Annotated in this window: 26 protein-coding genes; 13 read left to right on the top strand and 13 right to left on the bottom strand. The window is 71.1% G+C overall.

Annotated elements, in window-relative coordinates; genetic code table 11:
- Positions 1-4 precede the first annotated feature (4 nt).
- From AB0E85_RS01735 to AB0E85_RS01725, 3 genes are all read right to left on the bottom strand, one after another.
- Entirely contained in the window at positions 5-2,398 is a 2,394-nt protein-coding gene (locus AB0E85_RS01735) for an HAD-IC family P-type ATPase (RefSeq protein ID WP_361921358.1), read from the bottom strand.
- A 133-nt stretch (positions 2,399-2,531) separates the two neighbouring features.
- Positions 2,532-3,377, bottom strand: a complete 846-nt coding sequence (locus AB0E85_RS01730; protein WP_361921356.1) for a class I SAM-dependent methyltransferase — start codon at positions 3,375-3,377, stop codon at positions 2,532-2,534.
- 346 nt (positions 3,378-3,723) lie between these two features.
- A complete protein-coding gene (locus AB0E85_RS01725) occupies positions 3,724-3,999 on the bottom strand; it encodes a DUF2530 domain-containing protein (RefSeq protein ID WP_361921354.1) in 276 nt (91 codons plus the stop codon).
- Positions 4,000-4,116: 117 nt separating this feature from the next.
- Between AB0E85_RS01725 and AB0E85_RS01720 the strand changes: the two genes are divergently transcribed.
- Positions 4,117-5,568: an NCS2 family permease gene (locus tag AB0E85_RS01720; protein WP_361921353.1), complete on the top strand. Its 1,452-nt coding sequence runs from the start codon at positions 4,117-4,119 to the stop codon at positions 5,566-5,568.
- On the opposite strand, the gene AB0E85_RS01715 is transcribed toward AB0E85_RS01720, so the two are convergent.
- A complete protein-coding gene (locus AB0E85_RS01715) occupies positions 5,538-5,765 on the bottom strand; it encodes a ribbon-helix-helix protein, CopG family (RefSeq protein ID WP_161366632.1) in 228 nt (75 codons plus the stop codon). The genes AB0E85_RS01720 and AB0E85_RS01715 overlap by 31 nt on opposite strands.
- Positions 5,766-5,920: 155 nt before the next feature.
- Between AB0E85_RS01715 and AB0E85_RS01710 the strand changes: the two genes are divergently transcribed.
- A complete protein-coding gene (locus AB0E85_RS01710; RefSeq protein ID WP_033312219.1) occupies positions 5,921-6,358 on the top strand; it encodes a MarR family transcriptional regulator in 438 nt (145 codons plus the stop codon).
- 27 nt (positions 6,359-6,385) lie between these two features.
- Positions 6,386-7,765 (top strand): MFS transporter, encoded by a 1,380-nt coding sequence (locus tag AB0E85_RS01705; protein WP_361921352.1) that lies wholly within the window; start codon positions 6,386-6,388, stop codon positions 7,763-7,765.
- 17 nt (positions 7,766-7,782) lie between these two features.
- Here the strand turns inward: AB0E85_RS01705 and AB0E85_RS01700 are convergent, their stop codons facing one another.
- Both AB0E85_RS01700 and AB0E85_RS01695 read right to left on the bottom strand, forming a co-directional pair.
- Positions 7,783-8,370 carry a Uma2 family endonuclease gene (locus tag AB0E85_RS01700; protein WP_361921350.1) on the bottom strand — a complete coding sequence of 196 codons (588 nt, stop codon included), beginning with the start codon at positions 8,368-8,370 and terminating at the stop codon, positions 7,783-7,785.
- A 99-nt stretch (positions 8,371-8,469) separates the two neighbouring features.
- The gene (locus AB0E85_RS01695) at positions 8,470-8,991 is read right to left on the bottom strand and encodes a GNAT family N-acetyltransferase (protein WP_361921348.1); all 522 of its coding nucleotides are present in this window, start codon (positions 8,989-8,991) and stop codon (positions 8,470-8,472) included.
- Positions 8,992-9,016: 25 nt separating this feature from the next.
- Between AB0E85_RS01695 and thpR the strand changes: the two genes are divergently transcribed.
- Positions 9,017-9,589, top strand: coding sequence for an RNA 2',3'-cyclic phosphodiesterase (thpR, locus tag AB0E85_RS01690; protein WP_361921346.1), 573 nt, complete (start codon positions 9,017-9,019; stop codon positions 9,587-9,589).
- A 313-nt stretch (positions 9,590-9,902) separates the two neighbouring features.
- On the opposite strand, the gene AB0E85_RS01685 is transcribed toward thpR, so the two are convergent.
- Positions 9,903-10,895, bottom strand: coding sequence for an aldo/keto reductase (locus AB0E85_RS01685; protein ID WP_361921344.1), 993 nt, complete (start codon positions 10,893-10,895; stop codon positions 9,903-9,905).
- An 84-nt stretch (positions 10,896-10,979) separates the two neighbouring features.
- On the opposite strand from AB0E85_RS01685, the gene AB0E85_RS01680 reads away from it, so the two are divergent.
- Complete coding sequence (locus tag AB0E85_RS01680; protein WP_361921342.1) at positions 10,980-11,747, top strand: aminoglycoside adenylyltransferase family protein; 768 nt, start codon at positions 10,980-10,982, stop codon at positions 11,745-11,747.
- On the opposite strand, the gene AB0E85_RS01675 is transcribed toward AB0E85_RS01680, so the two are convergent.
- On the bottom strand, positions 11,720-12,409 hold the full coding sequence (locus AB0E85_RS01675; protein WP_361921340.1) for an SGNH/GDSL hydrolase family protein: 690 nt from the start codon (positions 12,407-12,409) through the stop codon (positions 11,720-11,722). The genes AB0E85_RS01680 and AB0E85_RS01675 overlap by 28 nt on opposite strands.
- Before the next feature lie 133 nt (positions 12,410-12,542).
- Between AB0E85_RS01675 and AB0E85_RS01670 the strand changes: the two genes are divergently transcribed.
- On the top strand, positions 12,543-13,520 hold the full coding sequence (locus AB0E85_RS01670; RefSeq protein ID WP_361921338.1) for a WD40 repeat domain-containing protein: 978 nt from the start codon (positions 12,543-12,545) through the stop codon (positions 13,518-13,520).
- A 16-nt stretch (positions 13,521-13,536) separates the two neighbouring features.
- Here AB0E85_RS01670 and AB0E85_RS01665 read toward each other — a convergent pair whose 3' ends face one another.
- Entirely contained in the window at positions 13,537-14,004 is a 468-nt protein-coding gene (locus tag AB0E85_RS01665) for a MarR family transcriptional regulator (protein WP_361921336.1), read from the bottom strand.
- Positions 14,005-14,084: 80 nt separating this feature from the next.
- Between AB0E85_RS01665 and AB0E85_RS01660 the strand changes: the two genes are divergently transcribed.
- The gene (locus AB0E85_RS01660) at positions 14,085-14,549 is read left to right on the top strand and encodes an ester cyclase (protein ID WP_361921333.1); all 465 of its coding nucleotides are present in this window, start codon (positions 14,085-14,087) and stop codon (positions 14,547-14,549) included.
- Between the two features lie 12 nt (positions 14,550-14,561).
- On the opposite strand, the gene AB0E85_RS01655 is transcribed toward AB0E85_RS01660, so the two are convergent.
- Positions 14,562-15,335, bottom strand: coding sequence for a TetR/AcrR family transcriptional regulator (locus AB0E85_RS01655; RefSeq protein ID WP_361921332.1), 774 nt, complete (start codon positions 15,333-15,335; stop codon positions 14,562-14,564).
- 108 nt (positions 15,336-15,443) lie between these two features.
- On the opposite strand from AB0E85_RS01655, the gene AB0E85_RS01650 reads away from it, so the two are divergent.
- The 4 genes from AB0E85_RS01650 to AB0E85_RS01635 all read left to right on the top strand — a co-directional run bounded on the left by AB0E85_RS01650 (position 15,444) and on the right by AB0E85_RS01635 (position 20,713).
- Entirely contained in the window at positions 15,444-16,403 is a 960-nt protein-coding gene (locus AB0E85_RS01650) for an ATP-binding cassette domain-containing protein (RefSeq protein WP_361921330.1), read from the top strand.
- Positions 16,400-17,218 carry an ABC transporter permease gene (locus tag AB0E85_RS01645; protein WP_361921328.1) on the top strand — a complete coding sequence of 273 codons (819 nt, stop codon included), beginning with the start codon at positions 16,400-16,402 and terminating at the stop codon, positions 17,216-17,218. The genes AB0E85_RS01650 and AB0E85_RS01645 overlap by 4 nt, the downstream gene beginning before the upstream one ends.
- Before the next feature lie 148 nt (positions 17,219-17,366).
- Entirely contained in the window at positions 17,367-18,878 is a 1,512-nt protein-coding gene (locus tag AB0E85_RS01640) for a cellulase family glycosylhydrolase (RefSeq protein ID WP_361921326.1), read from the top strand.
- Between the two features lie 227 nt (positions 18,879-19,105).
- Positions 19,106-20,713 (top strand): alpha/beta hydrolase, encoded by a 1,608-nt coding sequence (locus AB0E85_RS01635; RefSeq protein WP_361921324.1) that lies wholly within the window; start codon positions 19,106-19,108, stop codon positions 20,711-20,713.
- 86 nt (positions 20,714-20,799) lie between these two features.
- On the opposite strand, the gene AB0E85_RS01630 is transcribed toward AB0E85_RS01635, so the two are convergent.
- The gene (locus AB0E85_RS01630) at positions 20,800-21,045 is read right to left on the bottom strand and encodes a hypothetical protein (protein WP_361921322.1); all 246 of its coding nucleotides are present in this window, start codon (positions 21,043-21,045) and stop codon (positions 20,800-20,802) included.
- A 110-nt stretch (positions 21,046-21,155) separates the two neighbouring features.
- Here AB0E85_RS01630 and AB0E85_RS01625 point away from each other — a divergent pair, with 110 nt between their 5' ends.
- Positions 21,156-21,827: a formylglycine-generating enzyme family protein gene (locus AB0E85_RS01625; protein ID WP_361921454.1), complete on the top strand. Its 672-nt coding sequence runs from the start codon at positions 21,156-21,158 to the stop codon at positions 21,825-21,827.
- Between the two features lie 59 nt (positions 21,828-21,886).
- Here AB0E85_RS01625 and serC read toward each other — a convergent pair whose 3' ends face one another.
- Positions 21,887-23,005, bottom strand: a complete 1,119-nt coding sequence (serC, locus tag AB0E85_RS01620; RefSeq protein ID WP_361921320.1) for a phosphoserine transaminase — start codon at positions 23,003-23,005, stop codon at positions 21,887-21,889.
- Between the two features lie 72 nt (positions 23,006-23,077).
- The gene (locus AB0E85_RS01615) at positions 23,078-24,427 is read right to left on the bottom strand and encodes a mucin-1 (RefSeq protein ID WP_361921318.1); all 1,350 of its coding nucleotides are present in this window, start codon (positions 24,425-24,427) and stop codon (positions 23,078-23,080) included.
- Positions 24,428-24,634: 207 nt separating this feature from the next.
- Here AB0E85_RS01615 and AB0E85_RS01610 point away from each other — a divergent pair, with 207 nt between their 5' ends.
- The gene (locus AB0E85_RS01610) at positions 24,635-25,648 is read left to right on the top strand and encodes a LacI family DNA-binding transcriptional regulator (protein ID WP_361921316.1); all 1,014 of its coding nucleotides are present in this window, start codon (positions 24,635-24,637) and stop codon (positions 25,646-25,648) included.
- Positions 25,649-25,659 lie beyond the last annotated feature (11 nt).

Here is a 25,659-nt window from a genome sequence, read left to right as displayed (position 1 = left end):
CCGGCTACGCGGGAAAGCGGCGGTCCACCCACCTCCACGACAGTTCCAGGGCGGCCGCCGCCACCGCCGCGATGCCGACGGCGATCCACGGCATCGTCATCCCGACCAGCTTCAGCGCGAAGAAGTGCTGGAGCCACGGCACGACCAGCACCACCAGGAACGCCCCCGCCATGGAGGCGACCAGGGCGACACGCCACCAGGTGTAGGGCCGGGCGATGATCGCCAGCACCCACATCGAGATGAGGAACAGCGTCAGCGTCGCCGCGCTGGTCTCCGCGTCCAGCGCCCCCGGCCCCGTGTAGTGCTCGCGGGCGAGGAGGTACGTCGCGAAGGTCGCCACCGCCGCCACGACCCCGCCCGGGATCGCGTACCGCATGACCCGCCGCACGAAGTTCGGCTTCGCCCGCTCCTTGTTGGGCGCGAGCGCCAGGAAGAACGCCGGGATGCCGATGGTCAGCGTCGACAGCAGGGTCAGATGGCGCGGCAGGAACGGGTACTCCACCTGCGAGCACACCACCAGGACGGCCAGCAGCACGGAGTAGACCGTCTTGACGAGGAACAGGGTCGCCACCCGCGTGATGTTGCCGATGACCCGGCGCCCCTCGGCGACCACCGACGGCAGTGTCGCGAAGCTGTTGTTCAGCAGCACGATCTGCGCCACCGCCCGGGTCGCCTCCGAGCCGGAGCCCATCGCCACGCCGATGTCCGCGTCCTTCAGGGCGAGCACGTCGTTCACCCCGTCGCCCGTCATCGCGACCGTGTGCCCGCGCGACTGAAGCGCTCCCACCATGTTCCGCTTCTGTTGCGGGGTGACCCGCCCGAACACCGTGCCGCCGTCGAGGGCCTCGGCCATTCCGTCCTGCTCGGCGGGCAGCCGGCGCGCGTCCACGGTCGTGCCGGACAGGCCGAGCTTGGCGGCGACCGCGCCGACCGAGACCGCGTTGTCGCCGGAGATGACCTTGGCCCGGACGTTCTGGTCGGCGAAGTAGCGCAGCGTGTCCGCGGCGTCCGGCCGCAGCCGCTGCTCCAGCACGACCAGGGCGGTGGGCTTCGCCCCCTTCGTCACCTCGGGATCGTCCAGGTCCCGCGCGACCCGGGCGAGCAGCAGCACCCTCAGGCCCTGCTCGTTCAGCCGCCCGGTCTCGGCCAGGGCCGGATCGTCCTCCGCCAGCAGCACGTCGGGCGCGCCCAGCAGCCACCGGCCGGCCTGTCCGTCGCCCTCGCTGAACGCGGCGCCGCTGTACTTGCGTGCCGAGGAGAACGGCAGCGACTCGGTGCAGCGCCAGTCCTCGGCGGCCGGGTAGGTGTCGATGATCGCCTTGAGGGAGGCGTTGGGCCGCGGGTCGGAGGCGCCCAGCGCGCCGAGCACCTTGCGTACGTACGTCTCGTCCGCGCCCTGGAGCGGCCGCAGCTCGGTGACGTCCATGCCGCCCTCGGTGAGGGTGCCGGTCTTGTCGAGGCAGACCGTGTCGACCCGGGCCAGCCCCTCGATCGCCGGCAGCTCCTGCACCAGGCACTGCTTGCGCCCGAGACGGATCACGCCGATGGCGAAGGCGACCGAGGTGAGCAGGACCAGCCCCTCGGGGACCATCGGGACGATGCCGCCGACCGTGCGGGCGACGGAGTCGTCGAAGGCGTTCTCCTTCACGAACAGCTGGCTGATGATCAGCCCGATCGCGGTCGGGACCATCATCCACGTGACGTACTTGAGGATGGTGGAGATGCCCGACCGCAGCTCGGACTGGACGAGGGTGAAGCGCGAGGCCTCCTCGGCGAGCTGGGCGGCGTAGGCCTCCCGGCCGACCTTCGTCGCCTGGAAGGCCCCGCCGCCCGCGACCACGAAGCTGCCCGACATGACCTGGTCGCCCGGCTGCTTGACGACCGGGTCGGCCTCGCCGGTGAGCAGCGACTCGTCGATCTCCAGACCGTCGGCCTCGACGCAGACGCCGTCGACGACGACCTTGTCCCCGGGGCCGATCTCGATCAGGTCGTCCAGCACGATCTCGGACGTGCTGACCTGCGTGGCATCCCCGTCCCGGCGGACGGTGGGCCGTACCTCGCCGATCAGCGCGAGCGAGTCCAGCGTCTTCTTCGCCCGCCACTCCTGGACGATCCCGATGCCGGTGTTCGCGAGGATCACGAACCCGAAGAGGCTGTCCTGGATCGGGGCGACCACCAGCATGATCAGCCACAGCACGCCGATGATCGCGTTGAAGCGGGTGAAGACGTTCGCACGGACGATGTCGACGGTGGACCGGCTGCTGCGCACCGGCACGTCGTTGACCTGCCCGCGCTCCACCCGTTCGGCGACCTGAGCACCGGTCAGGCCGGTCTCGCGGGAGGTGACCGTCGCCGGCCGTGCGGAGTCGGGCCGGGCACCCGCGTCGAGATGCGTCATGCATTCGACGGTACGTGCGGATTTGCCGCTTCACCCGCTGAATGTGGCGAAGATCCGACCTGGGAAGGACGGACTTCGTGCCGCGGTCGTACGGCAGTTGTACGCCGTGGGACCCCGGTGCCACGCCCCGGTGTCAGCCCGCCCGGCGGGCCGTGAACAGCAGGTACTCCCACTCCAGGACGGTCCCGCCCGAGCCCGTGCCCTGGTCGGCGTCGCGGGCGAGGTCCACCAGGGCGCCGTCCAGGGCGGCGGTGCGTTCGGGCTCGCCGGCGATGTTCTTGTAAATGCTGATGGTCGGGCCGTAGCGCTCCTTGAAGTAGTCGCGGAACGCCTCCGGCGTCGCGAAGCGGTCCACCCGGACCGTGCGGCGTTCGGCGCGGACGTCCGTGACCCGGTCGCCGAGGAGGGCGCGGACGTGGTCCTCGTCCCCCCACAGCGGGGGCGGCTGGGCCCCGGGCGGGGGCGGCGGCGCGTACGGCTTCATGGCGGCGAACATCCGGCCGATGAAGCCCTGGGGCGTCCAGCTGAGCAGCCCGATGGTGCCGCCGGGGCGGCAGACCCGGACGAGTTCACCGGCGGCCTGCTGGTGGTGCGGGGCGAACATGACGCCCACGCAGGACAGCACGGTGTCGAACTCGGCGTCGCCGAAGGGCAGGGCCTCGGCGTCGGCCTCCTGCCAGGTGAGGTGGGCACCCTGCTTCTCGGCCACCCGCCGGCCGGCCTCGAACAGCTCGGGGGTGAGGTCGGAGGCCACCACGTCCGCGCCGGTCAGGGCCGCCGGGATCGCGGCGTTCCCGGAGCCGGCGCCCACGTCCAGCACGCGCAGGCCGGGGCGCACCCCGCACGCCTCGACCAGGATCGCTCCCAGCTCGGGGATGACCTCGGCGGCCAGGGACGGGTAGTCGCCCTGGGCCCACATCGCCCGGTGCTTGGACTTCAGGGCACGGTCGGCCTCGACCGCGCTGTTCTGCATCGTCATCGCTGCGCTCCTCACCGGTCCGGCGGCGGGTCCCGCGCGACGGTTTCGAGCGTTCGCCGCCATCTCCTGAGCGTAGGGAGGGGGCGGGCGGGTGTCTCGTCGGAGGGCGCGGGTGCGTGCGGCTTTGCCTGCCGCCGGGTGGTGGGTCGGGGCCGCGCCGGGGGGTGTCCGTCCTCGGAACGGCGCGATGGGGTTGCGTGCCGACTGATTGTTCGTCGACGCGCCAACCGCTGCGGGCGGACCCCCCCGACACGGCCCCTCGCGTCGTACGGCGGCTGCGGACCGGCGGTGGCGCGGCGGTGGCGCGGCGGTGGCGCGGCGGGGCGTCGCCGGGGCGTCGCCGGGGCTACGGGGCCGTCGGGGACGCCGCCGTGTCCTGGGCGGCCGTTCTCTTGATCGCGGCGTCGCGCTTGCGGACGTACCAGATGCCGATCAGTCCCAGCCCGGCGCCGGCCAGGCAGGTCCACACCCACCAGGTGTGGCCGTGGTCGTCGAACCAGCCGTAGAAGGGGAGCTGGACCAGGAAGAGGACGAACCACAGGATCGTGCCGCCGGTGATGGTGGCGACCACGGGGCCCTCCAGGGGCTCCGGCGCCTCGTGTCTGGGGGTCCACTTCGCCATGGGGACAGCTTACGAGGAGATCGGGTCTACGCGCGGAGATGGCCGATCGAGGCCTTATATGTTCATACTGAAACGGTTTGTGTCTGACCACTTCTCTTCGTAGGAAACACCAAACACATGTCCTCCTCGGCTCCTGCCAAGGTCCCCGCCCCTGAACAGCCGGGAGCCGGGCGCACGTACGGCGCACTCGACCGCTTCTTCCGGATCTCCGAACGGGGCAGCACCCTGTCCCGCGAGGTCCGGGGCGGTCTGGCCACCTTCTTCGCGATGGCCTACATCATCGTGCTGAACCCGATCATCCTCGGCAGCGCCAAGGACATGTACGGCCACCAGCTCGACAACGGGCAGCTGGTCACCGCGACGGCCCTGACCGCCGCGCTCACCACCCTCCTCATGGGTGTCATCGGCAACGTCCCGATCGCCCTGGCCGCCGGCCTGGGCGTGAACTCCGTGGTCGCCCTCCAGCTCGCCCCGCGGATGTCCTGGCCGGACGCCATGGGCATGGTGGTCCTCGCCGGGTTCGTGGTCATGCTGCTGGTGGCGACGGGGCTGCGCGAGCGCGTCATGAACGCCGTGCCCTACGGGCTGCGCAAGGCCATCTCCATCGGTATCGGCCTGTTCATCATGCTGATCGGGCTGGTCGACGCGGGCTTCGTCTCCCGGATCCCGGACGCCGCGCAGACCACCGTCCCGCTCCAGCTGGGCGGCGACGGGCACCTGAACGGCTGGCCGGTCCTCGTCTTCGTGCTCGGCGTGCTGCTGACCCTGGCGCTCATCGTGCGCAAGGTCTCCGGCGCGATCCTGATCTCGATCGTCGCCATGACGGTCCTCGCGGTCGTCATCAACGCGGTCGCCACGGTGCCGAGCTGGGGCCTGACCACGCCCAAGTGGCCCGGCAACCCGGTCGCGAGCCCCGACTTCGGGCTGATCGGGCAGGTCAGCCTGTTCGGCGGCTTCGACAAGGTCGGCATGCTCACCGGCGTGCTCTTCGTCTTCACCGTGCTGCTCTCGTGCTTCTTCGACGCGATGGGCACGATCATGGGCGTCTCCGACGAGGCGAAGCTGACCGACGGCGAAGGGCAGATGCCCGGTATCAACAAGGTGCTCTTCGTCGACGGCCTCGCGGTGGCCGCCGGCGGAGCCAGCTCCTCCTCCGCGACGACCGCCTTCGTCGAGTCCACGGCCGGCGTCGGCGAGGGTGCCCGCACCGGTCTCGCCAACGTCGTCACGGGCGGCCTCTTCGCCGCCGCGCTCTTCCTGACGCCGGTCGCCACGATGGTCCCCTCCCAGGCGGCCACGCCCGCACTGGTCGCGGTCGGCTTCCTGATCCTGGCCGGATCGGTCAAGGAGATCGACTGGGCGGACTACACGATCGCCGTCCCGGCCTTCGTGACGATGCTGATGATGCCGTTCACCTACTCGATCACCAACGGCATCGGCATGGGCTTCATCACCTTCGTGGTGCTGCGGCTGGCGGCCGGGCGGGGCCGGGAGGTGCCGTCGGCGATGTACGCGGTGGCGGCGGTGTTCGCCTTCTACTACCTGATGCCGGCGCTGGGTCTGACCTGATCCTCGTCCTCGGAGTCGGACGAGCCGTAGAACCTCTCCGTCTCCTCGACGGCGGCCTGGAACCGCTGGTCGAAGTCATTGCGAATGAGCGTCCGGACGACATAGTCCTGGACGCTCATTCCGCTTTTCGCGGCATGGTGCCGGAGCCGTTCGAGCAGGTCGTGGTCTATTCGCAGGCTGAGCACGCTGGTCCCCATGGGCATGAGGGTCTCGGCACCGTTCGGTGCGGTGGGCGTGGTTCCGCCGAGGGATCACCCATATGAGTGATGTCACGCTTCAGTGGCGGGCGTCACGGGCCGTCCGGCGTGTTACCGCTGGTCTTTAGCGAGAGTAATGAGTTACGCTAAGGAACATGCCGGACCTCAGCCATGGCGACGATGTAGCCGCCGTGAACTCCCTCCGCTCCGCAGTGATGCGGCTGTCCCGTCGGCTCAAGCACCAGCGGGTCGACGAATCGCTCAGCCCCACCGAGATGTCGGTGCTCGGCACCCTGTCCCTGTGCGGCAGGGCCACGCCGGGCGAGCTCGCCCGCAAGGAGCACGTCCAGCCGCCGTCGATGACCCGCATCGTGGCGCTGCTGGAGGCCAAGGGCCTGGTCCGGCTGGAGCCGCACCCCGAGGACCGGCGTCAGAAGGTCGTCACGCGCACCGAGCAGGCCGAGACCATGCTCGAGGAGAGCCGCGCCAAGCGGAACGCGTTCCTGGCGACGCTGGTGGAGAACCTCGACGAGGACGAGTGGGCGAAACTCCGCGCCGCCGCCCCCGTGCTGGAGAAGCTCGCGCACCTGTAAGCCGTATGCACCAAGGAGGCGAACCCTTTGAGTTCGGGAACCGGAGCAGCTTCCGCCCCCGCACCTGATCCCCACGACTCCCCGCCCGCCCTCGACGCACCCGCCTCCGCCCGGCCCGCCCGCAAGTCCTCGATGTTCTCCTCCCTGAAGGTGCGGAACTACCGCCTGTTCTTCATGGGGCAGGTCGTCTCCAACATCGGCACCTGGATGCAGCGCATCGCCCAGGACTGGCTGGTGCTCAGCCTCACCGGCTCCTCCGCCGCCGTCGGCATAACGACCGCGCTTCAGTTCCTGCCGATGCTGCTCTTCGGCCTCTACGGCGGTGTCCTCGTCGACCGGCTGCGCAAGCGGCCCGCACTGCTCGTGACGCAGTCCTCGATGGCGCTCACCGCGATCGCCCTGGCCGTCCTCACCCTCACCGGCCAGGTCCAGGTGTGGCACGTGTACGTCGCCGCGTTCGCCGTCGGTCTCGCCACCGTCGTGGACAACCCCGCCCGGCAGTCCTTCGTCTCCGAGCTGGTCGGCCCGGGGCAGTTGCAGAACGCCGTCAGCCTGAACTCGGCGAACTTCCAGTCCGCCCGGCTGGTCGGCCCCGCCGTCGCGGGCCTCCTCATCACCGGCGTCGGCACCGGCTACGCCTTCCTCTTCAACGGCCTGTCCTTCATCGCGCCGCTCACCGGCCTGCTGCTGATGCGCGCCCGCGAGCTGCACGTCGTGGAGCGCGCCCCGCGCGCCAAGGGGCAGCTGCGCGAAGGCGTGCGCTACGTCACCGGCCGCCCGGAACTGATCTGGCCGATCGTCCTGGTCGGCTTCGTCGGCACGTTCGCCTTCAACTTCCCCGTCTACCTGTCGGCCTTCGCGGACGACGTGTTCCACGCGGGGGCGGGCGCGTACAGCATGTTCAACACGCTGATGGCGGTCGGCTCGGTCGCGGGTGCGCTGCTCGCGGCACGGCGGGGCACGGCCCGGCTGCGGCTGCTGATCGCGGCGGCGCTGGTCTTCGGCACGCTGGAGGTCGTGGCGGCCACGACACCCACCTTGTGGATGTTCGCCCTGCTCATGATCCCGCTGGGCCTGTTCGGCATGACCGTCAACGTCACGACGAACACCAGCATCCAGATGTCCACGGACCCGGCCATGCGCGGCCGTGTCATGGCCCTCTACATGATGGTCTTCCTCGGCGGCTCACCCGTCGGTGCCCCGATAGTCGGCTGGATCACCGACACCTACGGCGCCCGGGTCGGCCTCGCGGCCGGCGGCGCGGTGGCGGCACTCGCCGCGGCGGTGATCGGGCTGATCCTGGCCCGCGTCGGCAACCTCCGGCTGTCGGTGGGCTGGCACCGGGGGCACCCCCGGGTGCGGTTCGTGCCCCGGGAGCAGCAGGAGGCGCTGGCCCCGGCGGCGTAGGGCGGCGTGGGGCGGCGTCAGTCCCGGGGGAAATCGCCGGTCTCGAGGACGAGCCCGACCACGGTGCCCGTCAGGTCGATCTCGTCCCCGAAGTCCAGGCTCAGCTCGCCCCGGTACTCGCCGTCCTTGGGCTTGGTGTGCAGATGCCAGCGGCCGGTGTACGGATCCACGATCAGGTACACCGGCACACCGGCGGCAGCGTAGGCGTCCTTCTTGGGGCCGTAGTCGTTGGCGCCGGTCTTCCTGGAGATCACCTCGGCGACGAACTCGACGTCCTGGTAGCGCCACAGGCCCCTGGCGTTCTTCGCCGAGCCATCGGCCATGACGGTGATGTCGGAGGCGAAGCCGTTGAGGTGGCCCGGGTAGTCGACGCGTACGTCGGACTTCACGCGCTTGCGCGGATATTTGGCGCGCAGGTGCTCCAAGAGGTTCGCGATGATGTCCCAGTGGGTGTCCCGCTGAGGCGCCAGGAAGATGTGCCCTCCGACGATCTCGACCTTGTAGCCCCCGGGGACCGGCATCGCCTCCACCCACTCGAACATCGTGTCGAGGGTGAGTTCACCGCTGCTGTCGGCCATCTCGATCCTGTCGTCAAGGACGGTCATCGTGGCGCTCTGCCTCGGCCGCACCCGCTTACGGAGCCGGCCGCGCGGGTACAACGATGCGCGCGGTGACCGGGACACGCCCGGCTCCGGGGGACGTGCCTACACCCTGCGGGCCAGCAACTGTCCCGGCCAGTCGTTCTCGCCGACCGTGAAGGCCTCGGTGCGGGTGAAGCCGTTGGCCTCGTAGTACCGGACGAGCTTGCCGTCGTCACCGGCGTAGCAGTCGACGCGCAGGAGGGAGATCCCGGCGCGGCGGGTCTCCTCGGCGGCGTGCGCGATCAGGGCGCTGCCCACGCCGTGCCCCTTGAAGCGGCGGTCGGAGGCGAGCCAGTGGATGTAGCGCTCGGGTTCGCCGGGCGGCGCGAGGTCGGACAGGTAGGCGCCCGCCGAGCCGGTGAGGGTGAGGGTGCCGGCCGGGACGCCGTCGACGTCGGCCATGTACACGCTGCCCTCCGCCATGTACCGGCGGACCGACTCCACCGTCTTCTGGCTCTGGGACAGGGGCTGGGTCCCCCACTGTCCCGTGCGCCCCTGGGAGACCAGCCACTCCACGCCGCTGTCGAGCATGCCGAGTATCGCGGGAATGTCGTCGGGCCCGCCGTCCCGGATGGTGATCCGCATGGCCTCATGGTGCCAGGCTGGCCCCATGAGACTCTTCGCGGCCCTGCTGCCCCCTGACGAAGTGTGCCGTGAACTCGGCGGTGTGGTGGACGAGTTGCGCGCACTGCCGGGCGCCGACGCCATGCGCTGGACCGGCCGTCCCGGCTGGCACTTCACGCTCGCCTTCTATGGTGAGGTCGACGACGGTCTCGTCCCGGAGCTGTCGGAGCGGCTGGAGCGGGCCGCGCGCCGGACCGAGCCGTTCTCGCTGGCCGTGCGGGGTGGCGGGCAGTTCGGGCACGGGAGGGCGCTGTGGGCGGGGGCCGAGGGTGACCTGGCGGCCCTCCGGCTGCTGGCCGAGCGGTCCGAGGCTGCCGCGCGCAAGGCCGGGGTGCCGATGGGGGAGCACCGGCGGTACAAGGCCCATCTGACCGTGGCGCGGAGCCGGGAGGCGGCGGACGTGCGGCCCTTCCTGGACGTCCTCGCGGGGTTCTCGGGCCGGACCTGGACCGTGCGGGAGCTGTGCCTGGTACGGAGCAATCTGCCGACGTCGGGAGTTCCGGGGGAGCAGCCCCGGTACGAGGCGGTCGGGCGCTGGGCACTCGGGGGCGCCGGTTAGGCTCGGTGTCGTGGACCCGAAAACCCGCAACCGGATCATGGCCGGTGTGCTCGTGCTGATGTTCCTCGTCGTCGCCCTGGCTTCCGTGCTCGGGAGGTAGGCGGCGGGGGCCGCGGTCGGTGTGCTTCGCCGGCCGGCCGTGGGGCTGCCGACGGTCGTCGTTCGGCTGTGGGCCGGTGGGGGCCGGTCGCGCAGTTCCCCGCGCCCCTTGGGGGCGACTGCCCCCGGGCGATGAGTGGTACGCGCGCCGTCCCCCGCGACCCCGTTGAGGGGCGCGGAGCCACATGCTTCCGCGCCCCTGAGGGGGACGTGTCTACCAGGCGAAGGCCTCCGGGCTCGGGCCCGGGCCCGGGAAGATCTCGTCCAGGCCGGTCAGGAGCTCCTCGGAGAGCTCCAGCTCGGACGCGCGGACGGCGGAGGCGAGCTGCTCGGCGGTGCGCGGGCCGACGATCGGGCCGGTCACGCCGGGGCGGGTCAGCAGCCAGGCCAGGGCGGCCTCGCCAGGCTCGATGCCGTGCTTGTCGAGCAGGTCCTCGTAGGACTGGATCTGCGCGCGGGTGCCGGCGTCGGCGAGCGCGTCGGCCGCGCGGCCGGAGGCACGGCGGCCGCCCTCGACCTCCTTCTTGATGACGCCGCCCAGCAGACCGCCGTGCAGCGGCGACCACGGGATGACGCCCAGGCCGTACTCCTGCGCGGCCGGGACGACCTCCATCTCGGCGCGCCGCTCGGCGAGGTTGTACAGGCACTGCTCGCTGACCAGGCCGATGGTCCCGCCGCGCCGGGCGGCGATCTCGTTGGCCTGGGCGATCTTGTAGCCGGGGAAGTTCGACGAGCCGACGTAGAGGATCTTGCCCTGCTGGACCAGGACGTCGATCGCCTGCCAGATCTCGTCGAAGGGGGTGGCCCGGTCGACGTGGTGGAACTGGTAGACGTCGATGTAGTCCGTCTGGAGCCGCTTGAGGCTGGCGTCCACGGCCCGCCGGATGTTGACCGCGGAGAGTTTGTCGTGGTTGGGCCAGGCCGGGCCGTCGGCGCCCATGTTGCCGTAGACCTTCGTGGCGAGGACGACCTTGTCGCGCCGTCCCTCGCCCTGGGCGAACCAGTTGCCGATGATCGACTCGGTGCGGCCCTTGTTCTCGCCCCAGCCGTAGACATTTGCGGTGTCGACGAAATTGATGCCCGCGTCCAGCGCCGCGTCCATGATGGCGTGGCTGTCGGCCTCGTCGGTCTGGGGGCCGAAGTTCATGGTGCCGAGGACGAGCCGGCTGACCTTGAGTCCCGTGCGTCCGAGCTGCGTGTACTTCATGGTCCCCAAGCCAACGTCTTGAAGTGCGCTCCAAGCAAGCACGAAATTCGGGCCGGTACGGTGACCACGACGCCGGGGAGGCACATGTCCGAGCAGCCGTACACCGACCATCTCGTCCAGCTCCTCCGGACGACCTTCGGTGACTCCCTGCTCGGCGTCTACCTGCACGGCTCTGCCACCCTCGGCGGCCTGCGTCCGCACAGTGACGTGGACGTCCTGGCCGTGGTGCGGGAGTCGACCGTTCATGAGCAACGCCGTCTGCTGGTGGAGGAGTTGCTGAAGGTCTCGGGGGTGGGGGAGGGACTGCGGCCCGTCGAGCTGACCGTCGTCGCGCAGGACGGCGTACGGCCCTGGCGGTATCCGCCCGTCTGCGAGTTCCTGTACGGCGAATGGCTGCGGGAGGACTTCGAGCGCGGGCGGACCCCGGCCCCCGGGCCGAACCCGGACCTCGCCCCCGTCCTCACCATGGTGCTGCTCGCCGACGCTCCGCTGCTGGGGCCCGGGCCCGCCGAACTGCTCGACCCGGTTCCGGCCGCCGACCTGCGGCGGGCGATGGTCGCCGGGGTGCCCGAGCTGATGGAGGAACTGGCGACCGACACCTGGAACGTACTGCTCACCCTGGCCCGCGTGTGGAGCACCCTCGACACCGGCGGCATCCGGTCCAAGGACGCCGCCGCCGCATGGGCCGCCGCCCGGCTGCCCGCCGAGCACCGGCCGGTCCTCGCCCGTGCCCGGGCCGTCTACCTCGGGGAGGAGGACGAGGAGCGGGGCGACCTCGACGTCCGGCCCTGTGCGGAGCACCTGGTCCGGGTGATCGGGGAGAGCTACGCGTCGAAGGGGACCGCGTCGTAGGGGCCCGCCAGGTCCCAGCCCTGGTGCATCGCCTCCGCGAAGGCCGCCGCGATCTTGTGCTCGCCGCTCGCGTTGGGGTGGGTGCCGTCGTAGGTGTCGGTGGCGACGTCGTACGAGGGCGGGGGCGAGGCCAGGAGGACGGGGGAGCCGGGCTCGTCGAGGTCGGCCGCCGTCTTGGCGAGGAGTTCGTTGAAGCGGGCGACCTCGCCGGCGAAGGCCGCGTCCGTCTGGGCGCGCACGTTCGGGGTCACCGGCAGCCACACCATCCCCACCCGGCGGTTCGCCGCCCGCGCCTCGGACACGAAGGCCCGGACGTTGTCGGCGGTCTGCTCGGCGTTCGTGTAGAAGCCGAGGTCGATCAGGCCCAGGCCGACCAGGAGGACGTCCGCGCGGCACGTGCGCACCGCGTCTCCGATCAGCGGCGCCATGTGCTGCCAGCCCTCGCCCCAGCCGGCCAGGTGCGCGCGCGGGAAGTCCGGTTCGGCGTAGGCGTACGACACCGGGGCCTCGGCGAGCTTGTCGTAGAGCGTCTCGCGCGGCCCGACGAGGGTGAAGGGGCCGCCGTAGGAACGGCACAGGTGCTGCCACAGCCGGTAGCGCCATGTGTGTTCACCCGTGCTCCCGATCGTCATGGAGTCACCGACGGGCATGAACCTGAGCATCCGCTCATCATGAACGATCAGGTCGCCCGGCGGGGTGTGAGTCGGGCCACGCCCTGGGCCCGGCCGTCCTCCTTGATCGCCCGGCCCCGGTGAACCGCCGCTGAACCGCCGGGCGGGATGGCAGGCTTGGGGCATGCGCAGACCGTTCGCCCTTCTCGCCGCGGCCCTCCTCACGGGCGCCCTCGCCGTGCCCGCCTCCGCCGCCGACGGCGACGAGGAGTTCACGATCAAGGACCCGCGCATCACCGAGTCCAGCGGCCTGGCGGCCTCGCGGCAGCACCCCGGCATCTACTGGACGCACAACGACAGTGACGACGGGGCGTACCTCTACGCCGTCGACAGCGCGACGGGCGAGACGGTCGCCACCGTCACCATGTCCGGCGTGGGCAGCCCGCGCGACGTCGAGGCCATCTCCATCGGGCCGGACGACCAGATCTACGTCGGCGACATCGGCGACAACCTCGGCGGCACCTGGCCGTACGTCTGGATCTACCGGCTGCCCGAGCCGAAGAACCTGCGCGACCAGACGATCAAGGCCACGCAGTACGTCGTGAAGTACTCCGACGGCGCGCGGGACGCCGAGTCGCTCGTCGTGCACCCGAAGACCGGCCGCGTCTACATCGTCGACAAGAACGAGAAGGGCGGGCACCTGTACGAGGGCCCGGCCCGGCTCTCCCCCTCCGGATCGAACACGTTCAAGCCCGTCGCGGCCGTCCCCGACCTGGAGGCCACCGACGCCACGCTCTCCCCGGACGGCGAACACCTCGTCGTACGCAGCTACTTCGGCGCGATCGCCTACGACTGGAACGGCGGGAAGATCAAGAAGAAGGAACGGCTCGGTGTGCCGTTCCTGGGGCAGGGGGAGTCCGTCACCTACACCGCGGACGGCAAGAAGCTGATGTACGGCGCCGAAGGGGCGGACAGCCCGGTGGAGCCGCAGGACGCCCCGGGCGGCGGCGGGTCGGACGCGCCTTCCGGAAGCGGGAGTTCGGCCACGTCCGACGGCGGGGGAGACGGGCTGAGCGGCAACCTCAAGACCGGCGCGATCGCCGCGGGTGCCGTGCTGATCGCCCTGTTCGGCCTGCGGCGGCTGATGCGCCGGGGCCGGTGATCCCCGGGCTTCCCGGCTACCGCTCCCGCAGCCGTGCGGCCTGAGCGGATCCCACTTCCGTGGAGCGGCGCAAGTAGCGCTCGATCACCCGGAGTTCCTCATCGCCGAACTCGCCGAGGAGTGCGGCGAAGGCGCTGCCGGGGGCGTCCCACGCGGCTTCGGCCTCCGGTGCGCGCCGGGCGGTGAGGGAGACACGGGTCCTTCTGCGGTCGTGAGGGTCAGGCCTTCGCTCGACCAGCCCGGCCCGTTCCAGCCGGTCCACGAGCCGCGTGGCCGAACCCGAGGTGAGGCCCGTCAGTTCGGCGATCTGCCCGGTGGTGAGGGGCTCGGGTTCGAGACCGAGCAGGCTCACGCATTGCAGGTCCGTCGGATGCAGTCCCAGCCGGTCCGCCATGGCCTGGTTGAAGAGGCTGTACGCGGCGTGCTGCCGCCGGGCGGCCACGGCGACGGCGTCGATCAGAGCCTCGCGATTCTCGATTGACACGACGCGGCGTCCCGCCCTTCAATTCACTGCGTCACGCAGATACTTCGTGACGCAGATGCTACTGCACCCAAGGAGGGCTCATGAGCACCACCCTGTCCATCGAGCGGATGGGCGAGCTGTACGGCCACTGGACCGCGTTATGGCGTGGCGACTTCACCCGCGCCGGCGAGATCCTCGATCCCGGGTTCGTCGTGCATCAGGCGCGGCCCGACGGCAGCGACTCGGAAGCGGTGACGGGCCCGGCCCGGCTGCTCCCCGAGATCGAGCAGACCATGGCGGCGTTCGGGGACATCACCGTCACCGTGGACCTGGGGCCCATCGTTCAGGGCGACCTGATCGCGGCGCGCTGGACGCTCCGCGCCCGGTACGCGGGCGGCCTCGACCGGGCCACGGCCCCGGTCGGCACCCCGGTCGCCTTCAGCGGCCACGACATCCTGCGGGTCGCCGGCGGCAGGTTCGTCGAGTACTGGACCTGCACCGACGTACTGGCCGGCCTCACGCAGCTCGGCGCCGTCTCCGGCCCCAACGGCCCGGCCCGTTCCTGAGAGCCCGAGCCCCTACTCCTTGCGCGCCGCCACCAGGACCTCCAGCCCGTCCAGGATCCGCTGGAGTCCGAACTCGAAGTGGTCGAAGTCCGTGCCGAAGGCGTCCTCGGAGAGCGACGCCATGACCGGGTAACGGCCCGACGTCATGGCCTTCTCCAGTACCGGCACCTGCGCCTGCCAGAACTCGGCGTCCGTCAGGCCCGACCGGCGCTCCGCCTCCTGCTGGTACAGCTGCGAACGCGCGGCCCCCACGACGTACCCGTCGATCATGATGATCGCCGAGACCAGCTCGGGGTCGCTCAGTCCCATCGGGCGGATCAGGGACAGCACCTTCTCCATGCCGTCGAGGGCGCTGGGGCCGAGGATCGGGCGGGACTGGTTCACCTGGAGCAGCCAGGGGTGACGGCGGTAGAGGGCGAGGGTCTCGCGGGCCAGTGCCTCCAGGGCTGCTCGCCAGCCCCCGTCGCCGAGGTCGGCGGGGTTCTCGGAGGGGCGCTGCACCCGGTCCAGCATGAGGTCGAGCAGCTCGCTCTTGCCGGGGACGTACCGGTACAGCGACATGGTGCCGGTGCCGAGTTCGGCGGCGACGCGGCGCATGGAGAGGCCCTCCAGCCCCTCGGCGTCCGCCAGCCGGACGGCCGCTTCCACGATCCGGTCCAGGGTCAGGGCCGGTTTGGGGCCGCGGCTGGGGCGGCGCCCGGTGTCCCACAGCAGTTCGAGGGTGCGGGCGATGTCGCCGCTGCCGCTGGTCTCCGTACCGCCCGTGCCACTCGTGCCGCTCGTCATGGAGCCCAGCTTAGGTCCCCGCGAAAAAATTGGGTACGGCGTACGCGTAATCGGGTACGCTGTACTCAGTTCGAGCCGACGGGGCGCGAGCGCAAGGGAGGGGGCGGCATGGACGGATACGCGGTGCGGGCCGAGGCGCTGGAGAAGCGGTACGGCGAGAAGCGCGCACTCGACGGCTTCGACCTGGCGGTGCGCGAGGGGACGGTGCACGGCCTGCTCGGGCCGAACGGGGCGGGCAAGACCACCGCCGTCCGCATCCTGTCCACGCTGATCCGGCTGGACGGGGGCAGGGCTACGGTCGCCGGTCTCGACGTGGCCCGGCAGTCGCGCGAGGTCCGGGCCAGCATCGGGCTCACCGGCCAGTACGCGGCGGTGGACGAGGTGCTCACCGGCCGGCAGAACCTGGAGATGTTCGGCCGCCTGTTCCACCTGGGCGGGAAGCGGGCCCGGCTGCGGGCGACCGAGCTGCTGGAACAGTTCGACCTGACCGACGCCGGCGACCGGGGCGTGGGCAAGTACAGCGGCGGCATGCGACGCCGCCTCGACCTCGCGGCGTCCATGATCCTCGCCCCGGCCGTCCTCTTCCTCGACGAGCCGACGACCGGTCTCGACCCCCGCAGCCGGGGCGAAGTCTGGGAGTCCGTGCGGGCGTTGGTGGCCGGCGGCACGACCGTGCTGCTCACCACGCAGTACTTGGAGGAGGCCGACAAGCTCGCCTCGCACATCACCGTCATCGACCAGGGGCGGGCCATCGCCGACGACACCCCGGACGGGCTGAAGAGCCGGGTCGGCGGCGACCGTATCGAGGTCGTGGTCGCCGAGCGGTCCGAGATCCCGCGGGCGGTGAAGGTCGTCGCCCGGGTCTCGGACGGCGAACCCGAGGCGGACGAGACGGAGTTGCGGGTGCACGCCCCGGTCGCCGACCGGGTCACCGCCCTCACCGAGGTGGCCCGGACCCTCCAGGACGAGGGCGTCCGTGTCGAGGACATCGGGCTGCGCAGGCCGAGCCTCGACGACGTGTTCCTGCGCCTGACCGGCCACCGCACCGAGAAGGAGTCCGCGGCATGAGCGCCACCGACCTGAGCACCCCCGGCACGCGGAGCGCCGGCTACTGGCTGCTCGCCGACTGCTGGAACATCGTCCGCCGCGGCCTGACCCACTACCAGCGCCAGCCGGTCAACATCGCCTGGCAGCTGGGCTTCCCGATCATGTCCGTGCTGCTCTACGGCTATGTCTTCGGCAGCGCCATGAAGGTGCCGAACGGCGGCGACTACAGGGACTTCCTGATGCCGGGCATGTTCGCGATGACCATGGCGTTCGGCTTCATCAACACGGCGACCGTCGTGGTCTACGACTCCACCAAGGGCGTCATCGACCGCTTCCGCTCGATGCCGATGGCCTCCTCGGCCGTGGTGGCCGGGCGCGGGGTCACCGACATCATCGTCGCCTGCGCCGAGTTGGCGATCATGATGCTCACCGCGCTCGCCATGGGCTGGCGGCCGGACGGCGGCGCGGGCTTCCTCGGGGCGTTCGGGCTGCTGCTGTGGCTGCGCTTCTCGCTGATCTGGATCGGGGTGTGGCTCGGTCTGATCGTGCCCAACCCGGAGGCGGCGGGCGGCCTCTTCGCGGTCGCCTTCCCCTTCACGATGATCTCCAGCATCTTCGTCGCACCGCAGCTCATGCCCGACTGGCTCGGCTGGGTGGCGGTCTGGAACCCGATCTCCTCCACGGCGGCGGCGACCCGCGAGCTGTTCGGCAATCCGGTCGGCGGCGACACGTGGGTCGAGCAGCACGCGCTGCTGATGGCCGGGGTGTGGCCGGTCATCCTGACGGCGATCTTCCTGCCGCTGGCCGTGCGGCGGTTCAAGAAGCTGAGCCGTTAGCGGTAGCGGTCGTCGCGCACCTCCCAGGGTCTTGACGTGCTCATGCTACGTCAGTTCTCTGGGAGGTGCGCGGCATGATGGGAGCGCTCCCAGTCAGTTCCGGGTGCCGTGCCTCACCGTCCCCAGAGGACCGAGAGGAAGCAGCCACATGTTCCGCACCCTGCGCAGAGCGCTGTGTGTTGCCGCGGCGCTCCTGTTACCGCTGGCCGGCGTGCAGTCGGCACGGGCCGATGCCGCCGACGAGGCCGCCGGCGCCGGCTACTGGCACACCAGCGGCCGGCAGATCCTGGACGCGGCCGGGCAGCCCGTCCGTATCGCCGGCGTCAACTGGTTCGGCTTCGAGACCGCCAACCACGTCGTCCACGGCCTGTGGGCCCGCGACTACAAGAGCATGATCGACCAGATGAGGTCGCTGGGCTACAACACCATCCGCATGCCCTACAGCGACGACATCCTCAAGCCCGGCACCCTGCCGGACAGCATCAGTCACGACGGCAAGAACACGGACCTGCGGGGGCTGACGTCCCTCCAGGTCCTGGACCGGATCGTCGCCTACGCGGGCCAGTCCGGCCTGAAGATCGTCCTGGACCGGCACCGGCCGGACGCGGCGGGCCAGTCGGCGCTCTGGTACACGGCGTCGGTCCCCGAGTCGACATGGATCACCAACCTCAAGGCCCTGGCCGCGCGGTACAAGGGCAACTCCACCGTGGTCGGCATCGACCTGCACAACGAGCCGCACGACCCCGCCTGCTGGGGCTGCGGCGACACCTCCCGCGACTGGCGCCTGGCCGCCCAGCGTGCGGGCAACGCGGTCCTGTCGGTCAACCCCGAGCTGCTGATCATGGTCGAGGGCGTGCAGTCGTACAACGGCACGAACGGCTGGTGGGGCGGCAACCTGATGGGCGTGGCCCAGCACCCGGTCCAGCTGGACGTCCCGAACCGGCTGGTGTACTCCGCGCACGACTACGCGACGTCGGTGGCCCAGCAGTCCTGGTTCTCCGACCCGTCCTTCCCGGCCAACATGCCGGGGATCTGGGACAAGTACTGGGGCTACATCTTCAAGCAGAACATCGCCCCGGTGTGGCTCGGCGAGTTCGGTACGACGCTCCAGCCCCCGGTGGACCAGAAGTGGCTGGCCGAGCTGGTGAAGTACCTGCGCTCGACGTCCGCGCACGGGGCCGACGGCTTCCACTGGACGTTCTGGTCCTGGAACCCCAACTCCGGTGACACCGGCGGCATCCTGAAGGACGACTGGCAGACGGTCGACACCGTGAAGGACGGGTACCTGGCGTCCATCAAGGCCCCGGGCTTCGACCCCGGCCCCGGGCCGGGCGGTCCCGGCGACCCCGGAGGCGGCAACGCCACCTGCTCCGCCGCTTACACGGTCGGCAGCGACTGGGGCGGCGGCTTCAACGCCGAGGTGAAGGTGACCAACACGGGCACGCTGCCGCTGAAGTCCTGGAAGGTGACGTGGACGTGGAGCGGCTCGCAGAAGGTCACGAACATGTGGAACGCGTCGCACACCCAGAACGGGGCGACCGTCACCGCGCTCAACGCGGCGCACAACGGGAGCGTGGCGGTGGGAGGTTCGGCGAGCTTCGGTCTGGGTGGTGCACCCGGGGGCGCAGGTGCGACGGGTGTGACGTGCACGGCGACGTGATCGCGGAATGAGTGGGGCGCCCGGTGCTCGCCGGGCGTACCCATGCCGGGCTGCCTGTCCGGATTGCCGTAACTCCCCTTTTCTGAGGGGTATCTGAGAGCAGACTATGACTCGATTCAGTCAAGTCTTGGTCGAATCCGTACGTGTGTGGCGCGCTCTTCCGAAACGATGCGGCACGGCCCGTGTCCCTCACGGGCCCGACCCCCCTCACCGTTGCGAGAGACTCCATGAGAAGAAGCGCAGCCGTACTGTGCGGCGTCACGGTCGTCCTGACCGGGACGCTCGCCGCCGCCCCCGCCAACGCCGGCACGTCACACTCCGCGAACACCGCCGCCCCGACGACCGCCGCGGCGAAGATCACATGGAAGAAGTGCGGTACGGACGCCGCCCCGACGCTCCAGTGCGCGTCGTTGAAGGTGCCGCTCGACCACGCGAAGCCGCGGGGGAAGCAGATCACGCTGGCGCTGTCCCGCGTGCCGCACACCGCGTCCAAGTCCCAGGGCCCGCTGCTCGTCAACCCGGGCGGGCCCGGTGGCAGCGGTCTGTCGCTGGCCCCGTTCGTCGCGTCGTCCCTGCCCAAGGAGGTCGCCGCCCAGTACGACGTGATCGGCTTCGACCCGCGCGGCGTGGGCAAGAGCCAGCCCGCCCTGGACTGCAAGCCGGGCCACTTCGACCCGGTGCGCCCCGACTCCGTGCCCAGCACCCCGGCGCTGGAGAAGGCCAACCTCGCGCGCGCCAAGTCCTTCGCCCAGGCCTGCGGCACGAAGTACAAGGACGTCCTGCCGTACATCGACACGGTCAGCGCCGTGAAGGACATGGACTCCATCCGCAAGGCCCTCGGCGCACCGAAGATCAACTACTTCGGCTACTCGTACGGCACCTACCTCGGCGCGGTCTACGCCAAGCTGTTCCCCGAGCGGGTGCGGCGCCTGGTGCTGGACTCGATCGTCGACCCGACGGGCGTCTGGTACGACGCCAACATCAAGCAGGACTACGCCTTCGACAAGCGTCACAAGGCGTTCATGGCGTGGATCGCCAAGTACGACTCCACCTACCACCTCGGCACCGACCCGAAGAAGATCGAGGCCAAGTGGTACGCCGTGCGGGCGGCCCTGGCCAAGAAGCCGGCCGGCGGCAAGGTGGGCGCCTCCGAGCTGGAGGACATCTTCATACCCGGCGGCTACAACAACGCCTACTGGCCCACGCTCGCCCGGACGTTCGCGGCGTACGTCAACGACCACGACACCGCCGCACTGGTCAAGGCGTACGACGACATCGCCGCCGTCGACGCCTCCGGCGACAACGGCTACAGCGTCTACACCTCGGTGCAGTGCCGTGACGCGTCCTGGCCGCGCGACTGGAAGCAGTGGCGCAAGGACAACTGGGCGGTGTACGAGAAGGCCCCCTTCATGACCTGGAACAACGCCTGGTACAACGCGCCGTGCGCGTTCTGGCCGACGAAGACGCTGAAGCCGGTGAACGTCGCCAACAGCAAGCTCCCGCCGGTGCTGCTGTTCCAGGCGACGGACGACGCGGCCACCCCCTATCAGGGCGGCGTCACCATGAACCGGCTGCTGAAGGGCTCCAGCCTGGTGGTGGAGCAGGGCGGCGGCAACCACGGCATCACGCTGAACGGCAACGCCTGCCTCGACAAGTACCTCGCCACCTATCTGACCAACGGCAAGGTCCCGCACGGCAGCGGTGTGGCCGACGCGGTGTGCAAGAAGACCCCCGACCCGAAGCCGCAGCCTGCGACGCAGCAGGCGCCGAGCACGCAGCCTGCCCTCACGGCGGTCGGTGACAGCCTGCGGGGGATCCTGGGGTTCGGTCGGTGACGTCGGCCGGCTGAGCATCGCCTGACGAGACGGGAGAGGCGCCCGGGGCTTCCCGGGCGCCTCTCGCGCGCGTGGGCCCGGGCCGATCAGTCGGCGCCCGGTCGCCAGCTCCTGGCCCGGGCGACCACTCCCTGGCCTCCCGCGAGGCCGACGCAGACCGCCGGCAGCGTGGACCCCGCCACCGTCACCGCGGTGAGTTCCGGAGCCCAGCGGGCCCCGCCCGTGGTCACCATCGGATACCCGAGGACGGCGGACACGACGGCGCCTGCGCAACCGGCCACGCCGATCGGCACGGACAGGTACCACAGTGCGGTGCATGACAGGCGCCCCACAGGTTGTCCTCTTGATAGGTTCGCAACGTCCCTACGCCGCCCATGACTTGGGGCGACCGGCGGCCACTCGGGGCACCACGAGACGCGCTGGGGGCGACGTGCTGAACGACATGGTGGCCATTCCGGCCGGGCCCGTGACGCTGTCCGACCGGCGTACCGAGCGCAGCTGGACGGTCGAGGTGGCGCCGTTCCGGATGTCGGCGGTGCAGGTCACCCAGGCCCGGTACGCCGAGGTCACCGGCGAGCGTCCGAGCGCGTCCCGGGGTGAACTGCTGCCCGTCGAGGGCGTGTCCTGGTGCGACGCGATCCGGTTCTGCAACGCCCTGTCCCGGCGGGAGGGCCTGACCCCGGCGTACGAGGTGCGGCCCGGGGACGGGGGCGCCGACTGGGACACCGCCGCCGACGGCTACCGGCTGCCCACCGAAGCGGAGTGGGAACACGCCTGCCGCGCCGGCGGCACCGGCCCCCGTTACGGCCCGCTCGACGAGATCGCCTGGTACCGCGGCAACGCGGACGACCGCATCCACCCCGTGGGCGGCAAGCAGTCCAACGCCTGGGGCCTGTACGACATGCTGGGCAACGTCTGGGACTGGTGCTGGGACCTCTACGACCCCGAGGTCTACGGCTCCTACCGGGTGCTGCGCGGCGGCGGCTGGTCCGACGAACACTGGAGCTGCCGCGCCTCGGTGCGCCGCCGGAGCCATCCGACGTTCCGGATCGACGACGTGGGGTTCCGGGTGGCGCGCTCGGTGCCGGACACGCCGGGCGCACGACCGGCCTGAGCACGAGCGAGGGGCGCCCCACACGTGCGGGGCGCCCCTAGGTCACTCATACGAGAAGGTCAGAGCTTCTCGATCACGTAGTCGACGCACTTCGTGAGCGCCTCGATGTCCGCCGGGTCGATCGCCGGGAACATCGCGACGCGCAGCTGGTTGCGGCCGAGCTTGCGGTACGGCTCGGTGTCGACGATGCCGTTGGCGCGCAGCACCTTGGCGACGGCGGCCGCGTCGACCTCGTCCGTGAAGTCGATGGTGCCGATGACCTGCGAGCGCTTGGCCGGGTCGGTGACGAACGGGTTGGCGTACTTGATGTCCTCGGCCCAGCCGTACAGGGTGCGGGCGGAGGTCGCCGTGCGGCGGACCGACCAGTCCAGGCCGCCCTGGCCGTTGATCCACTCCAGCTGCTGGTTCAGCAGGAAGAGGGTGGCCAGCGCCGGGGTGTTGTACGTCTGGTTCTTGCGGGAGTTGTCGATCGCCGTCGGCAGCGAGAAGAACTCCGGGACGTGACGGCCGGAGGCGTGGACGCGCTCGGCGCGCTCGATCGCGGCCGGGGAGAAGACGCCGATCCACAGGCCGCCGTCGGAGGCGAAGGACTTCTGCGGGGCGAAGTAGTAGACGTCCGTCTCGGCGATGTCGACCGGCAGGCCGCCCGCGCCGGAGGTGGCGTCCACCAGGACCAGCGCGCCCTCGTCGGCACCGGCCACGCGCTTGATCGGCATGGCGACACCGGTCGAGGTCTCGTTGTGGGTGAACGCGTAGACGTCCACGCCCGCCTCGGCGACCGCTTCGGGGTGAGTGCCCGGGTCGGCGGAGATGACGTCCGGCTCGGCCAGCCAGGGCGCGAGCTTGGCGGCCTTGGCGAACTTGGAGGAGAACTCGCCGAAGGTGAGGTGCTGCGACCTGTTCTCGATCAGGCCGTGCGTCGCGATGTCCCAGAACGCGGTCGAGCCGCCGTTGCCGAGGACCACCTCGTAGCCGTCGGGGAGCTGGAACAGCTCGCTGATGCCTTCGCGCACCTGGCCGACCAGGTTCTTCACGGGAGCCTGGCGGTGGGAGGTGCCGAGCAGGGACGTACCGGTGGCGGCCAGGGCGTCCAGCGCCTCCACCCGCACCTTGGAGGGGCCCGCGCCGAATCGACCGTCGGCGGGCTTGATGTCAGCAGGAATCTGGATCTCAGCCACGCAGGGGAGCGTAGCCGTTTCCAGAAACCTGGGCGAAACGTCGTCCGTCGGGTGAGACGGGGTGTGGACAGGTCAGTGCGGCTGCGGGCCGGGCCAGACGGCCGAGGCGTCGTCGCGGTGCGGGTCCGGCAGCCGGAGGGGGCGGACGGCGACGGGGCGGGTCCCGCCCTCGGCGGTGGCCGTCCAGGGGGCGGGGCGGCCGGAGTAGCACAGGGTGGTGAGGACGAAGACGCCGTCGGCGTAGACCTCGACGTACTCACCGACGGCGAGGATGCGCAGCGAGGCGGCGGGTTCCGGCAGCCGGGTCTCGCCGAGGGGGGTGCCGTCGGGGCCGGTGACCCACACGGCCTTGCCGTCGCAGCCGACCGTGAGTGCGGGCCGGTTCCCGTCGGAGACATGCGTGCGCAGGGTGATCTCGGTGCGGCCGGAGAGGGCGACGTCACCGACCGCGTGCAGCAGCGCCTCGTCCGTCTCCTCGCCGAGCCAGGGGTCCAGGCCTGGCCACCACTCCAGGCGGGGCGCCGAATCCGCGGGCACCGCAAGGGACTTGGGCTGGGCGAGCATGCCGCGGCACCGCTCGCCGGCGTCGGTGAGGCCGACGCGGCGCGGGGTGGTGTGCAGCACGACGCGGGAGCCGTCGGGGGCGGCGACGACGCGCGGGGCGTACGCGCCGGTCGGGCCGAGCGGGCCGCGGCGGGTCCACGGGCCGCGCAGGCGCGGGGCGGTCCACGCCTCGAAGCCCCGGGTGGCGCCGATGGAGCCGAGCAGCAGCCAGCTCCCGTCGTCGAGGCGTTCCAGGACGGGGCACTCCAGTTCGTCGACGTCGCCGGGGGAGATGAGCGGCGGGTGGACCGTCCAGTGCTCCAGGTCGTCGGAGGTGGCCCAGGCGACACAGCCGCTGACCTCGACGGGCAGGGAGGCGTCGGCGGCGCAGACGGCCATCACCCAGCCGTCGGACTCGTCGTCGCGTACGACGAAGGGGTCGCGCCAGCCCATGCGGTCGCCCGTGCGGTACCAGCGCCCGTCCGCCTCGACGACCGGACCCGTGCCGTGGCGGCGCCAGCCGGTGCCGTCGGTGCGCCCGGAGCGGGCCAGGCCGATCGACTGAAGGGGCCAGCCTTCCGGGGTGAGTCCGGAGACGGCCGTGTAGAGCATCGCCATGCCGGGACCGTGCGGGAAGGCGTGCATCGTCCACACCGCCTGCTGGTCGAAGCGGCCCGGCAGGCCGTTGCCGAAGGCCGTGCCCTGCGGCGCCCAGTGGACCAGGTCGGTGGAGGTGGCCCGGCCGTAGGAGGTCTCCATGCGCAGGTGGTCGAACTCGGCCGTCCACGGGCCCTGGAGGTGCAGCACGGTGTAGGTGCCGTCCGCGTGGCGCAGGAGGTCGAAGTCGTTCACGCAGAGGCCGGGCGGCGCGTATCGCATGGACAGGTCCTGTCTGCCGACAGCGGCACTCAAACGCGTGCGCTGTGATCTTGCTGGGGATAGCTCCTCTGAGAGTCAGCCGAAGTAAATCTGAACGCAAACGCTTGCGCAACCAGGTGAGCGGGTTTACGGTCTCGTCACTCCCACTCCCGCCGACGTGCTCAGGACCCCCGGCCACGCGGCGTGCACCCGATCAAGGAGCGTCCCGTGACGGTCAGCATCACCGATGTCGCCGAGGCCACCGGCGTCTCGGCGTCCACCGTGTCCCGCGCCCTGCGCGGCCGTTCGGGAGTGTCGGAGGAGATGCGGGCCCGGATCGTCGCGGCCGCCGCCGAACTGGGCTACACGGCCTCGCGCTCGGCCTCCAGCCTGGCCAGCGGACGCACCTACACCATCGGCGTCGTCGTCCCGTACGTCGGCCGCTGGTTCTTCGGCACGGTGCTGGACGCGGCCGAGAAGGTCTTCGCCGCCGCCGGGTACGACGTCCTGCTGTACAACCTCGGCTCACCGGAGGCGCGCAAGCGCTTCTTCACCAAGCTGCCGATCCGCAAGCGGGTCGACGCCGTGCTGTCCCTGCTGATCCCGGACCCGGAGGAGGCCGCCGCCCTGTGCTCCCTCGGCGTGCCGCTGGCGACCACGGTCGGCGGCGCCCGGCCCGGTTTCACGGTGGTCGGCATCGACGACCGGGGCGGGGCGAAGAGCGCCGTACGGCACCTGGTGAACCTGGGCCACCGCCGGATCGGCATGATCTCCGGCGCCAGCGAGCCGCTGCACTGGACGACACCCCTGGACCGCCGGCAGGGCTACCTGGACGTGCTGGCCGACGCCGGGATCGAGCCCGACTCCGCCCTGGAAGCCGACGGCGGCTACACGGTCGAGGGCGGCGAGCGGGCCATGACCGAGCTGCTGGCGCTGCGCCACCCGCCGACCGCCGTGTTCGCCCAGTCCGACGAGATGGCGATGGGCGCGCTGCGCGCCCTGCGCCGGCACCGGCTGAGGGTTCCCGAGGACGTGTCCGTGGTCGGCTTCGACGATCACGAGCTGTCCGAGGTGGTCGGACTGACCACCGTGGCCCAGCCGGTCGCGGCCCAGGGCCGGGAGGCGGCCCGGCTGCTGCTGGTGCGTCTGGACGGGCGGGACGCCGTGTCGCCGCGCCCCGTCGAGATGCCCATCCGCCTCATCCTCCGCGAGACCACCGCACCGCCGCACACCGGCCGGTAGCGGTACCTCCC

The sequence above is a fragment of the Streptomyces sp. NPDC029044 genome (assembly GCF_040637495.1).
Classification (GTDB): Bacteria; Actinomycetota; Actinomycetes; order Streptomycetales; family Streptomycetaceae; genus Streptomyces.
This window is presented reverse-complemented; position numbering and strand designations above follow the sequence as displayed.